The 12,423-nt window shown below is 75.5% G+C and carries 12 protein-coding genes; 5 read left to right on the forward strand and 7 right to left on the reverse strand.

What is annotated here, in order from left to right; all coding sequences use genetic code 11:
- Positions 1-70: 70 nt before the first annotated feature.
- From ACFYWG_RS11935 to ACFYWG_RS11955, 5 genes are all read right to left on the reverse strand, one after another.
- Positions 71-439: a hypothetical protein gene (locus tag ACFYWG_RS11935; protein ID WP_376331631.1), complete on the reverse strand. Its 369-nt coding sequence runs from the start codon at positions 437-439 to the stop codon at positions 71-73.
- Between the two features lie 136 nt (positions 440-575).
- The gene (locus tag ACFYWG_RS11940; RefSeq protein ID WP_383499333.1) at positions 576-1,910 is read right to left on the reverse strand and encodes an AAA domain-containing protein; all 1,335 of its coding nucleotides are present in this window, start codon (positions 1,908-1,910) and stop codon (positions 576-578) included.
- Positions 1,907-3,499 carry a hypothetical protein gene (locus ACFYWG_RS11945; RefSeq protein ID WP_389200953.1) on the reverse strand — a complete coding sequence of 531 codons (1,593 nt, stop codon included), beginning with the start codon at positions 3,497-3,499 and terminating at the stop codon, positions 1,907-1,909. Before ACFYWG_RS11945 ends, ACFYWG_RS11940 begins: the two co-directional genes overlap by 4 nt.
- Positions 3,490-4,611 (reverse strand): hypothetical protein, encoded by a 1,122-nt coding sequence (locus ACFYWG_RS11950; protein WP_383499327.1) that lies wholly within the window; start codon positions 4,609-4,611, stop codon positions 3,490-3,492. Before ACFYWG_RS11950 ends, ACFYWG_RS11945 begins: the two co-directional genes overlap by 10 nt.
- Positions 4,562-5,515 (reverse strand): phosphatase PAP2 family protein, encoded by a 954-nt coding sequence (locus tag ACFYWG_RS11955; protein ID WP_376331639.1) that lies wholly within the window; start codon positions 5,513-5,515, stop codon positions 4,562-4,564. The genes ACFYWG_RS11950 and ACFYWG_RS11955 overlap by 50 nt, the downstream gene beginning before the upstream one ends.
- A 187-nt stretch (positions 5,516-5,702) precedes the next feature.
- Between ACFYWG_RS11955 and ACFYWG_RS11960 the strand changes: the two genes are divergently transcribed.
- The gene (locus tag ACFYWG_RS11960) at positions 5,703-6,296 is read left to right on the forward strand and encodes a histidine phosphatase family protein (protein WP_383499324.1); all 594 of its coding nucleotides are present in this window, start codon (positions 5,703-5,705) and stop codon (positions 6,294-6,296) included.
- A 181-nt stretch (positions 6,297-6,477) separates the two neighbouring features.
- Here the strand turns inward: ACFYWG_RS11960 and ACFYWG_RS11965 are convergent, their stop codons facing one another.
- Positions 6,478-7,929, reverse strand: a complete 1,452-nt coding sequence (locus ACFYWG_RS11965; protein ID WP_389200956.1) for a hypothetical protein — start codon at positions 7,927-7,929, stop codon at positions 6,478-6,480.
- Positions 7,930-8,227: 298 nt separating this feature from the next.
- On the opposite strand from ACFYWG_RS11965, the gene ACFYWG_RS11970 reads away from it, so the two are divergent.
- Together ACFYWG_RS11970 and ACFYWG_RS11975 are read left to right on the forward strand one after the other, a co-directional pair.
- A complete protein-coding gene (locus ACFYWG_RS11970) occupies positions 8,228-8,623 on the forward strand; it encodes a hypothetical protein (RefSeq protein ID WP_376331644.1) in 396 nt (131 codons plus the stop codon).
- Between the two features lie 137 nt (positions 8,624-8,760).
- Positions 8,761-9,630 (forward strand): spermidine synthase, encoded by an 870-nt coding sequence (locus ACFYWG_RS11975; protein WP_385418965.1) that lies wholly within the window; start codon positions 8,761-8,763, stop codon positions 9,628-9,630.
- A gap of 28 nt (positions 9,631-9,658) precedes the next feature.
- Here the strand turns inward: ACFYWG_RS11975 and ACFYWG_RS11980 are convergent, their stop codons facing one another.
- Positions 9,659-10,189, reverse strand: coding sequence for a hypothetical protein (locus ACFYWG_RS11980; RefSeq protein WP_383499312.1), 531 nt, complete (start codon positions 10,187-10,189; stop codon positions 9,659-9,661).
- A 132-nt stretch (positions 10,190-10,321) separates the two neighbouring features.
- Here ACFYWG_RS11980 and ACFYWG_RS11985 point away from each other — a divergent pair, with 132 nt between their 5' ends.
- Together ACFYWG_RS11985 and ACFYWG_RS11990 are read left to right on the forward strand one after the other, a co-directional pair.
- The gene (locus ACFYWG_RS11985) at positions 10,322-11,020 is read left to right on the forward strand and encodes a response regulator transcription factor (RefSeq protein WP_376331649.1); all 699 of its coding nucleotides are present in this window, start codon (positions 10,322-10,324) and stop codon (positions 11,018-11,020) included.
- Positions 11,017-12,411 carry a sensor histidine kinase gene (locus ACFYWG_RS11990; RefSeq protein WP_383499308.1) on the forward strand — a complete coding sequence of 465 codons (1,395 nt, stop codon included), beginning with the start codon at positions 11,017-11,019 and terminating at the stop codon, positions 12,409-12,411. Before ACFYWG_RS11985 ends, ACFYWG_RS11990 begins: the two co-directional genes overlap by 4 nt.
- Positions 12,412-12,423: the final 12 nt, after the last annotated feature.

The raw sequence follows: 12,423 nt of genomic DNA on the forward strand, positions 1-12,423 counted from the left end.
GGTGAGAGGGGGTATCTTGCCCGCCTGGCATATGCCAGATGATCGTCGGGCCGTGCGGTCGGAGCGTCGCTCAGCCGGGATCGCCCGGTCCGCGGCCCTCGGCCTCGCCGCGCATCAGGCCCCGCCCGAACTCGACCATCTTCTTGGCGTAGTCCTCGGTCCATTCCGCCCGGTCGGCGATGTCCGCCGTGGTCAGCCGGTCGAACCGCCGCGGGTCGGCCAGCTGTGCCGCCGCCATCGCCTGGAACTCCAGCGCCCGGTCCGCCGCGGCCCGGAACGCCAGCGTCAGCTCCGTCGCCCGGGCGAGCAGCGCCCGGGGGTCGTCGATCGACTCGAGGTCGAAGAAGTGCTCAGGGTCCGAGGCCGCCTCCGCGGGCTCGAACAGCAGGGGCGCGGGGCGTAGCCGCGGCTCGTTCCGACGCGGCGTGGGCTCCGCCATGTCTTCTCCTCCTCGTACGACGCGCACGGCCCGCCGGGCGGATCGGGCCACCGTCCATTGTCGCGCGGCGCGCAAGTGGGCATCGCGGTCGCGGAAAACCCCGCCGCACCACCCGCCGCCGCGTTCGGGGGGCCCGTCACGTCCGCCACGCCACCCGGTGTTCGGCCAGGTGCGCCAGGACCGCGTGGTTGGCCTCCCAGCCGTCCGGGAACTTCACCACCGTTCCCAGCTGGACCGGTTCCGTGGACGGGTAGTCGTCCAGGAGGCCGGTGACGCCCGCCCGGCAGACCACGATGCAGGCGTGCCGGTGGCGGGAGGCCAGGACGCAGAGGCGGCCCGTCTCCAGATGGAACGCCGTGGCGTCGGGGCGGCCCGAGAGGGGATGCAGCACCACCGTGACGTCGTACTCCCGGCCCTGCAGCCGGTTCGCCGTGTCCACCACGACGTCGGTGACGCCGAGGCCGGCCAGGGCCGTGCGGACCGCCGCCGCCTGGTCGCGGTGGGCCGTGCCGACGGCGATCCGGTCGGCCGTGAGCGGCGAGGGGTCGGGTGAGCGCTCCGAGGAGGCCGCACCGCCGCGCTCCAGCAGACGGCGGACGACCTCGGCCACGGCCCGGACCGCCTCGGGGTCCGTGCGCGGGGTGTGCCGGGCGGGCAGCTCCAGCAGGCCCCAGCCCGACGCCGCCGCCTCGTCGATCACCCGGTCCGGCCCGGAGCCGTCCGACGGCACCGCGAAGGCCAGGGAGCGGTCGCCGTGGCCGGTGCCGCTGCGGAAGGGCGTGTACGGGTAGAAGGCGTCCGACACCAGGGACGCCGCCGAGGCCGGGAGCCGCCAGGAGACCGGCAGGCGGTGCTGGGGCAGGTCCGGGTTGTGCGCGAGCAGGGTCGTCACCGCCGAGGCCGACGGGTCGTAGGTCAGGCCCGCCCACTGCTCGCTGCCCACGATCGCGAAGGGGTCCAGCTGTCCCGGGTCGCCCACGAACAGCGCCCGCTCGAACAGCCCGGCCACCGCCAGCAGCGCGTCGGAGCGCATCTGGTAGGCCTCGTCGACGATGGCGTGCCGCCACGGCTCGTCGGTCTTCACGTGCGCCCACTTCGCGGCCGTCGAGATCACCACGGCCAGCCCGGCGAGGTCGGCCGCCTTGGCGGACTTGCGGACGTTGTCCAGACCGTCGAGCGCCTTGTCGTAGGGGTCGGCGTCGCTGCTGTGCAGCCGCCCCACCGGAAGCTCGGGATTCTTCTCCGCGAGCCGCAGGACGAGGTCGTCGACCTGGGCGTTGGTCTGCGCCACCACCATCAGCGGGCGGCCCGCCTCGGCCAGCTCCAAGGCCGCGCGGACGACCAGCGTGGACTTGCCGGCGCCCGGCGGGGAGTCGACCACGACTCCGCGCGCGGTGCCGTGCAGGGTGTCGTGGAGGATCGCCTCCGTCGCCTCGCCCGCGGCGGCCGACGGGTCGAACACCGTGGTCACAGCACATCCTCCTCGGTCACCGGATCGGCGGCCTCCAGGACCGCCTCGCCGGGCGGCCCGCCGTGCGTCCAGGGGGTCTGCTCCGGGTCGGGCAGCTTGGCGCCGCCCCGCTGCTCGTGCTCGAACAGCGTGAAGCAGACCCGGTCGCCCTTCTCCGGCACCGACCCCGGCTCGGGCTCCTTGCCGCGCCCCATCTTGTCGAGGATCCGCAGCACGACGTACGCGCCGTCCTCCTCGACCGCGACGCACTCCGCCGACTGCGGCTTCCCGCCCAGCGACCGGTGGACCTTCGTCCGCTCCCCGAGATGCGGCCGGTCGTCCGTGCGGACCGTGACCAGCGGGCGGGGGCTCGGGCGCTTGCCGTCGCTGTAGGCCATCACCACATCGGTGACCTCGCCCGCGAACGCCTCCCCGGACAGCCGCCGGCCGGCCATCACCAGCGGGTCGTCGAGCGCCTCCTGCGCCTCCAGGCGGGCCTGCTCCCGCTCGCGCGTGGCCAGTTTGTTCGCCGCCGTCACCGCGTCGTCGCGGCGCGGCTGCGGGGGCTCACCGGCCAGGACCCGGTCGCGGTGGCCCGTGAACGACCAGCGGTCGCGGGTCCACCGCTCCTCGACGTGCGCCCCTTCCGGCAGCTCGCGCAGCAGGTCGAGACCGCGCCACACCGCGTCCCAGGTCGGCCGGGTCCGGCTCAGCACCAGGGCGCGGATCTCCCGCTCGGCGGCGGTCAGCGCCCCCAGCCGTTCGTCGGCCTCCAGCCCGTCCTCGGCGGACTGGAGGGCCGTACGGGCGCGGTCGTAGCGCTCGATCGCCGGAGCGAGGAGCTTGTTGTCGAACGCCGGATCGGTGGCCGGGCCCGCCGGCGGGCAGAGCAGCTGGCCGCGCTCGTCCCGCTCCAGCTCGGCCCGCAGCGCCGCCTCGGCGCCGGTGACGCCGACGGGCGGGTCGATCCAGGCGAGCAGCGCCCCGAGGTGCTGGTCCTCCAGCGTGGACTGCCCGGTCGCCCAGTGCCGGCCCAGGACGTCGGTCATCGCCAGCAGCAGCGACGAACCCGGCACCCGGGCCCGCTCCCCGAAGTGGGTCAGCCACCGGCCGAGCAGCGGCACCCGCGGCGGCGCCGGGTAGGGCGCCTCCGGGTCCTGCTCGGCCGTCCGCCGGAACCGCGTGGAGCGCCCGAGCAGCCGCACCAGGTCGACACCGGCCCGGCTCGGCACGATCAGCTGCGGAGCGTCCGCGCACAGGTCCACCTCGACCTTGACGCGCTTGCCGGTCTCCGGGTCCGTCTCCGTGCGCTCGGCGGCCTCGACGACCTCGCCGTAGGAGTCGACGTAGGGCAGCACCACGTCGGCCAGGTCCGCCAGGAAGCCGAAGCGCAGGTCGCGGTCGCGCGGCTGCGGGACGACCAGCAGGCGCGGAGCGTCCCGGTCCGTGCCGACCAGCGCGCCGAGCGGGGCACCGGCCTCACCCGCGGTGGTGAGCGGCACGAACACCAGCGGCTCGCCGGACAGGTGCCGGTGCCGGACGGTGGCGGCGGGCTGGGCCCGGCCGGTGCTGACCGCTTCGAGGCGGGCCAGCGTGGAGATCAGCGACACGCCGCCTCCAGCGCCTCGGCGCGCAGGGCCGCCGCCCGGCGCAGCGCGGCCACCGCCGGGTCGTCCGGGTCGCCGGCCTCGCCGCGGGCCGCCGCGAGGACGTCCTCCACCGTCGTCAGACCGCCCAGCTCGGCGCGCACCGGACGGCCGAGCGTGGTGACCGCGCCCTGCTCGCGCGACCGGGACCGGCAGTGGAAGGCCAGCTCGCAGGCGGACAGGCACTCGGGCGCGTACGTCGCCGGGACGGACTCCACGGCCGCGGTCAGCCGCTCGGCGGGCAGCCCGGGCGAGAAGCAGGTGCCCTCCGGGAGGGCGTCGGCGATCTCCTCGATGCGGGTCAGCCGGGCCAGCTGGCGGGCCGTCACCGCGCGCTGCTTGCGGATGTCCACGGCCGAGGCGGCCGGCAGGTTGGAGAAGTCCCGCGGGCAGACCAGCAGGACGCGGTGCCGCACGCGCGGGGCGGGCTCCAGCCGCGCGGCGACCTCCTCCAGGGCCAGCACGTACACCGCCGCCTGCCGGGCCGCCGCGCCGACCTTCGCCGGGTCGGCCGAGCCGTCCAGCAGCGGGAACGACTTGATCTCCACGACCGTCCAGCTGCCGTCGGGGTGCACCACGACCGCGTCCGGCTCCAGGAAGGCGGGGGAGCCCGCGACGTCCAGCGCGAGCATCGGGTGGTCGAGCAGCGTCCAGGCGCCCGGATGCGCGGCGGCCTCCCGCAGCTCCAGCGCCGTACGGGCCGTGCGCCCCTGGGGGCCGGTCGCCGTGAGGTCGGGCACGCGCGCGCCGGCGGGAGGTTCGGCGGAGCGGTCCAGCTTCTCGTGCACCAGCCGCAGCAGCTCCGCGCCGCCGTCGGCCTTGACCTTCGCCTCGAAGGCGTTGCCCCGGGTGAGCGCGAACTGCGACTGCCCGAAGGCCGACGGCGAACCGAGCGCGTCGGCCAGCACCGCCTTGTTCACCCCCGCCCCGTCCAGGATCGCGCGCCGCGCGCAGCCGGGGTTGGCGGCCAGCGCCGCCAGGGCGCGCGCGTCCAGTGCCTTCGCGGGGACGTCGGGGCCGCGCAGCTCAGCGAGCCGGTGTCGGAGCGCCGTCCCCCGCGTCCTTGGGGGAGGCACCGGGCTCGGCTCCCGCTGCGGGCCGCGACTCGCGCTGCCGTGGAATTCGCTCACCCGCGGAAGTCTGGCATCCGGCACTGACAATCGGGGAACCAGCGGCGGGGGAGTCCGCCGGGACCGCTGCGGCCGCCGTGGCGAACCGGGCCTTCAGGCGGTCGGCGGCGCGCATCACGAACGGCGCCAGGAGCAGGCCGGCGCCCATGACGAGCGCGCCCGCGGCCGCGTCGAGGAAGTAGTGGTTGGCGGTGCCCATCACCACGACGGTGGTGATCAGGGGGTAGGCGACGCCGGCCGCCTTCATCAGGCGCGTACCGCCGTAGCGCCACAGCATGACCCCGCACCACAGGGCCCAGCCCACGTGCAGGCTCGGCATCGCCGCGTACTGGTTGGTCATGCCGCCCATGCCGCGCGGCGCGCTGGCCGCGCCGCCCCACCAGCCGTAGGAGCTGTACTGGGCCATCGTGTCGACGAAGCCGTGGCCGGCGTCGAGGAGCCGGGGCGGGCACGTGGGCAGCAGGGTGAAGCCGATCAGGCCGATGAGGGTCGACGTCATCAGCCAGGTGCGCGCGGCGCGGTAGCGCACCGCGCGGGAACGGAAGAGCCACACGAGGACGGCCGGTGTGACCACGTAGTGCAGGGAGGCGTACCAGAAGTCGGCGGGTATGCCTATCCAGGGTTCGCGCGTGAAGAGGCGGTTGAGCGGGTGCTCGGCGTTGAGGTACAGCGCCTTCTCGATCCGCAGGATCGCCAGGCCGTGGTCGACCGCCGTGGAGACGTCACCCCGGGCGAGCAGCCGGCCGGCCGTGTAGCACGCGTACACCAGCAGGATGAGCGGCAGCTCCGTCCACCAGCGCAGCCTGGGCGCAGGGGCCGCCTCGGTGCCCGGTGTCTCGGTGTGCGGCATCCGATCGCCCTCCCCCTTCGTCCTCACGTGCAGCCCGGTCGGCGTGTCACTTTACGGTGTGGGCGCACGCCCCGGGGGGCGGCCTCCGGACCTCGAAGACGCAGAGATCGCCCCCCGGGTTGCCCGCCGGAGGCGTGCGCGATGATGGAGGAGTTCCGCTTGCGTCGTTCCTCCGGAAAGGTTCCCCATGGCCGCGCGCATCCTCCTGGCCCGCCACGGACAGACCGCCTGGTCGCTGTCCGGCAAGCACACGGGCCGGACCGATGTGCCGCTGCTGGAGGAGGGCCGGCAGGGCGCGAAGCTGCTCGGCGAGCGCCTGCACCGGCCGCCGTACGACGGACTGGCCGGGGTCGAGGTGCGCACGAGCCCGCTGGCACGCGCGCGGGAGACCTGCGAGCTGGCCGGCTTCGGCGACCGCGCCCGCACCTGGGACGCCCTGCTCGAGTGGGACTACGGGGCGTACGAGGGCATGACGCCGGCGGAGATCCAGGCCGTCCGGCCCGGGTGGCTCATCTGGCGCGACGGCGTCCCCGAGGGCGAGTCGCTCGCGGCGGTGACGGCCCGTGCGGACGAGGTGGTGGCCTGGGCCCGCTCCGCCGACCGCGACGTGCTGGTCTTCGCCCACGGGCACATCCTGCGCTCCCTCGGGGCGCGCTGGCTGGGCCTGCCGCTCGACTTCGCGGCCCGCATACGCCTCAACCCGACGTCCCTGTCGGTCCTGGGCTGGGCCTACGGCGAGCCGGCGATCGAGAGCTGGAACGACCTGGGCCACCTGGCCTGAGAACCGGCCCGGGCCGGACCCCCGGGGGCGCTGCTCCTGGCCGGCCCTGTACGAGTCGGACGGCCTGCCGCTTCCCAGCCCTGCGCGGGCACCGACGGCCTGCTTGCCTCGGGCCGGGCGGCGCGGGCGACGGGACGCCTGCGCCCGGGCCGGGCCCGGGCACCGGGGCCGCCTGCTCCCCCTACGCCGTGCGCGGCAGCGAGGCGTGGCGGTCCAGGAAGGCCGACACCCCTGAGGCGCGCCGGTGCGGCAGCAGGACGCGTGCCGTGGCCGCCAGCATCGTCTGGATCCGGGACGACTGGACCTCCTCCAGCAGGTCGAGCACCCGCATCCCGGCCACCGCCGCCTCGTCCGGCCGGCCGCCCCGGGCGAGGTCGTCCGCCAGTTCCGCCGTGTACAGGGCGATGTTCCGCGTGAAGTGCCGGTCCTGCAGCTGCGCCGCCCGGCGCGCGTGCCGCGCCGCCCGGGGCCAGTCGCCGAGCGTGGACCAGCATTGCGCCTCCAGGCCCTCCAGTTCGGCCTCGCCGTAGAAGCTCATCCACTCCGGGTCGGCGTCCGAGGGGCCGCGTTCGAAGAGGGTCTGCGCCCGCGCCAGCGCCTGCTCGCAGGCGACGCGGTCGGCGAGTCCGGCCCAGCCGCCCGCCTCGCGCAGCGCGAGCAGCGACATCAGCCGGGCGGAACCGACGGGCCGGGCGACGCGCTGCGCGGCCTGCGCCGCCCGCACCGCCTCGCGTGGCCGGCCCGCGTCGCGCGCGAGGAACGCCGTGTTGCAGAAGGCGTGCGCCTCCAGGCCCGGGTCGCCGGTCATCCGGGCGGTCGCCAGGGCCTCCGCGTAGTGGGAGCGGGCGTCGTCGAAGCGGCCGGAGTCGTGCGCCAGCCAGCCCACGGAGATGGCCAGTTCGCCGGCGCCCGAGTAGAGGCGGTCCGCGGTCGTCTGCCGGGTCGCGCCCGCGTCCAGCAGGGCGTAGGCGGCGCGCAGCGGGGCGGCGGCGCGGCGGTAGAGGCCGTCGGCCCCGTGCCGGTCGTCGAGCAGCCGGATCCGGCGGACGGCCTCCTCCAGCGCGCCGGCGTCGCCGGCCCCGGCGCGGCGGACGGCGCGCTGGGCGGCCGAGGCGTCGCGGGAGAAGCCGGCGGCTCCCAGCGAGGCGGCGGCCACCGTGGCGCCTCCGCCGGTCATGAATGCGCGACGCAGCACGTCGCTCTCCTCAAAGGTGTCGTGCGGGTGGAACGGGTCGTACGGGTTCCGCGTTTCATACGGCTCGCACGCCCTGTTGGTCTCACAGGGGGCGTTCGCCGGGTCCGGGGTGTGCGTCGGGGGCGTGTCCTCGATGTCGCGCGCCCGGCGTCCGCGTACGGACGAGCGGGGCGCGAAACCCAGGTCGGTCAGCGTGCGGCCCGGGAACATGTGCAGGAACACCCGTTCGTACGCGTAGTTGGGGCAGCGGATCTCGCCTGCCTCGACCCGGCCGACGTAGCGCGCGTCACAGCTGACCTGCTCGCCGATCTCGAGTCCGGCCCGGCGGACCGCCGCGGCGAACTCGGCCGGCGAGCGCTGTCCGCGCAGCCGCCGGAAGGCGAGGTTCGGCCGTGCGGGCCGGTCGGGCTGAGACGAGGCCACCGTTGACGACGCCATGGCCGGGTCCTCTCGTGCGAACCGTCGAACCATGCCGGGCACCGGGCGAGTTGCGTGCGTTGTCCGCAGATCCGCCCTGTGTCCGGCGGGCATGAACGTACCTGCTGTGCCGGAGCCCTCACGCTGTGTTTGGCTACAAACCGGATATCTCATACACGATCTGCCATGAAGTGCCATCCTTTGTGGCTGACTTCCGCCGTAGCCGTTGACGCCCCGCCGCGTTGAACCGGTGGACCGGGAGGAGGCCCCCGACTCCCGACCGCTTGTCCGAGCAGGGGTTCTCGTGGTGGAGGCCGGGATGGATACCAGCCGGATCAACGATCCTCGTACGCCGTCGTGCGGACCGGCGGTGGGCTGCGACGTGGTGACGGTGCCGGCGCGGCAGGGACTGGAGGCCGTCGACATCCTGCGGCGCGCCCCCGGGGACGCCGTCGGGCCCGTGCTGCACGACGACGGGGGTGACACGCTCGGATTCCTGGTCCCGCCCGGGACCGCCGCCGGGTGGGACGTCCCCGGCAGCACCTGTACCGGCACCGGCGGCCGCGGGATGCGCCTGGCGCCCGAGCCGCCGGTGGAGGGCGCCGACTGGCTGCTGCCGCCCGGCGAGGCGGACCTCGCCACGGACCCGGCCGTCCTGCGCGAGGCCCTGGACCAGGCGGCCCGCATGATCAGGGCGGCGGACAGCTGCCGCTGAGGCCCGCTCCAAAGCCGTGATCCGGACACCGCCGCCGACCGCCCGGCCTCGGACGCCCGTGATCCGGGCACCGCTGCCGACCGCCCGGCCCCGGCGGCCGTACGCGCCGCTTACCGGACCACCGCGATAATGGGCCGATGGGCAAGTCCAGGAGCGGCCGGAGCAGACAGGCCGGTGAGCAGGCCGTCGTCGAGAACGTCGACGGCGGGCTGGCCGAGTTGATACCCGACCGCGAGCGGCGCCGGGCCTGGACCCTCGTGATCGACGGGGCGCCGCAGTCGCACGTCGACCTGGACGATCCGGCGTACCTGTCCTTCGAGTACCAGCGCAGGCTCGGCCATGTGATCGACCTCACCGGTCCGGCGGGCCGCCCCCTGCAGGCCGTGCACCTCGGCGGCGGGGCCCTGACGCTCGCCCGCTACGTCGCCGCCACCCGGCCCCGCTCCACCCAGCAGGTCGTCGAACGGGACGCGGCCCTGGTCCGACTCGTGCGCCGCGAGCTGCCGCTGGACCCGAACGCGCGCATCAGGGTGCGGTCCGCCGACGCCCGCGCGGGGCTCGCCAAGGTCCCCGACGGCTGGGCCGACCTCGTCGTCAGCGACGTGTTCAGCGGGGCCCGGACGCCGGCCCACCTGACCTCCACCGAGTTCCTGGACGAGGTCCGCAGGGCCCTCAAGCCCGGCGGCGTCTACGCGGCCAACCTCGCCGACGGGCCGCCGCTGGCCCACCTGCGCGGCCAGATCGCCACGGCCGCCGCCCGGTTCGCGCACCTGGCGCTGGTCGCCGACCCGACGGTCCTGCGCGGCAAGCGCTTCGGCAACGCCGTCCTGGTCGCCTGCGACCACCCGCTGCCCGTGGCCGAACTGACCCGCCGGGCCGCCTCCGACCCCCACCCCGGCCGGGTCGAACACGGCAGGGCGCTCACGGACTTCACCGGCGGGGCGCTCCCGGTGACGGACCTGGCCGCGGTGGCGTCGCCCGCGCCGCCCCCGTCGGTGTTCCGGTGACCCCGGCGGCCGCCGGTCCGCGCCGCGCTCAGTAGGTCCCGATCTCCACGCGGGGCGGGCCGTCGTGCCAGGTGCAGAACACCGACACCCGGTCCGCGCCGGAGGCGAACTCCACGCGGATCCACGACTCGGTCTTCCACACCTGCATCGACCAGCCCGCGCCCGGCGTCGCCGAGACGAGGGACGCCGACGCCTTGCCGAGGTCGAAGACCGCCCGGCCGCCCTCGGTGTCGTAGCTCTTGACCTCACCCGTCGAGGCGGGAGCGGCCGTCGGGGAGGCAGGGCGGGACGGCCCCGGCGTGCGCGAGGGGGCGGGGCCCGGCTTCCCGGACGACGGTGCGGCACCGGGCGTGCGGCGCTTGGGCGGAGGCGACTTCCGCGACGGGGCGGCCGGCGGCTCGGACACCCGGGCGGCCGTGTCGGCGGCCTTGATGGGCAGAGCGCGCGGCGGGTCGTAGGCCGTGCCCGCCATCACCGTGTGGACACCCCACCACGACAGCGTGACCGCCGCGCCCGTCGCGAGCAGCCAGGCCAGTACGTGTACGAGTCCTCTGCGCATCGCGGCCATACTGCCTCACCCGTCCCAGGCGTTGTCCACAGATCGCGCCCGCCGAGACGACGGGCGGCCCCGCGACGGGGAGTTGTCCACAGGCCCGCACCGGGCAGTTCGGGATGGCGTACGGTGCGGCGCATGGCAAGTGTGCTCGTGGTCGAGGACGACCAGTTCGTACGCTCGGCGCTCATCCGGCACCTGACCGACGCCGCGCACACCGTGCGCAGCGTGGGGACGGCGCTGGAGGCGCTGCGCGAGGTCGCCCATTTCCGTTTCGACGTGGTCGTCCTGGACCTCGGACTGCCCGATCTCGACGGGTCCGAGGCCCTGAAGATGCTGCGCGGCATCACGGACGTACCGGTGATCGTCGCGACCGCGCGGGACGAGGAGACGGAGATCGTCCGGCTGCTCAACGCGGGAGCGGACGACTACCTCACCAAGCCCTTCTCGGTCGAGCACCTGTCGGCCCGCATGGCGGCCGTGCTGCGCCGGGCCCGCTCCGGCGCGGGGGAGCAGGAGGCCTCCCCGGTGCTCCGGGTCGGCGGGCTGACCGTCGACCCGCTGCGCCGCCAGGCCGAGCTGGACGGCGTGCGACTGGACCTCACCCGGCGGGAGTTCGACCTGCTCGCCTTCCTCGCCCGCCGCCCCGGCGTCGTCGTGCCCCGCAAGGAGCTGCTGGCCGAGGTCTGGCAGCAGTCGTACGGGGACGACCAGACCATCGACGTCCATCTGTCCTGGCTCAGAAGGAAACTGGGCGAGACGGCGGCCAACCCGCGCTATCTGCACACCCTTCGGGGCGTCGGTGTGAAGCTGGAGCCACCGGGGGCCGCGCGATGAGGTGGGCCCTGGTGAAGGTGTCGCTGGCGGTGACCACCATGGTGGTGCTCGCCTTCGCGGTGCCGCTCGGACTCGTCATCCGCGAGATGGCGCGGGACCGGGCCTTCTCCAACGCCGAGCGGGAGGCCGCGGCCGTCGCCCCGGCCCTGTCCATCACCACCGACCGCGACCAGCTGGAGCGGGTCGTCGCCTCCGCCGGCTCCGACGCCGGGATGGCCGTGCACCTGCCGGCCGGGGACGGCCGGCAGGCGTCGGAGCTCGGCCGGCAGCGCGCCGCCGACCAGGACATCGCGACCGTGCGCAAGCTGGGCCGCGCCTCCACCACCGCCGTCACCGGCGGCTCCACCCTCCTCCAGCCGGTGGCGCTCAGCACCGGCGAGATCGCGGTCGTCGAGGTGTACGTGCCGGAGTCGGAGGTCACCAACGGCGTGGGCACGGCATGGGCGGTCCTCGCCGCGGTCGGGGTCGCGCTGATCCTCGGCTCGGTCGCGGTCGCCGACCGGCTGGGCGTGCGCATGGTCCGGCCCGCCCAGCGGCTGGTCGAGGGGGCCAGCGAACTGGGGGAGGGCAAGCTCGGCGCCCGTGTGCCCGAGGAGGGCCCGAGCGAACTGCGGCTCGCCGCGGCCGCGTTCAACTCCATGGCCGACCAGGTCGTCCAGCTCCTCGCCAATGAGAGGGAACTGGCCGCCGACCTCTCCCACCGGCTGCGCACCCCCCTGACCGTGCTGCGGCTGAACACCGCCTCGCTCGGCGAGGGACCGGCCGCCGACCAGACCCGCAGCGCGGTCGAGCAGCTCGAGCGCGAGGTCGACACCATCATCCGCACCGCCCGCGAGGCCAAACCCCAGACGGCCGCGGCCGGTCCGGGCGCGGGCTGCGACGCGGCCGAGGTGGTGCGCGAGCGGATGGCCTTCTGGTCGGCGCTCGCCGAGGACGAGGGGCGCAAGTGGCGGGTGGCCGGAGCCGACCGGCCGGTGCGCATCCCCGTGGCCCGCGCCGATCTGGCCGCCGCGCTCGACGCGCTGCTCGGCAACGTCTTCCGGCACACCCCGGAGGGCACGGCCTTCGCGGTCGACGTGCACAACGGCGAGGACGCGGTGATCGTCCTGGTGTCCGACGCCGGACCCGGCATATCCGACCCGGAGGCCGCGATGGCCCGGGGCAGCGGCTCCGGAAGCGACGGCTCGACCGGGCTCGGCCTGGACATCGTGCGCCGGCTCGCGGAGTCGACCGGCGGGGACGTCCGCATCGGCTCCTCGGTGCTCGGCGGGACCGAGGTGCGCCTCTGGATCCAGCCGGCCGGACGGCCGCCCGCCGGCAAGGGGCACCGGCAGATGCGCCGCCGCCGCCCCGGCCGCCTCACCAGGGCGCACCGCTCGCGCTCGCACTGACGACCGGCGCGT

It is taken from the genome of Streptomyces sp. NPDC003456 (assembly GCF_042878735.1).
Lineage (GTDB): Bacteria > Actinomycetota > Actinomycetes > Streptomycetales > Streptomycetaceae > Streptomyces.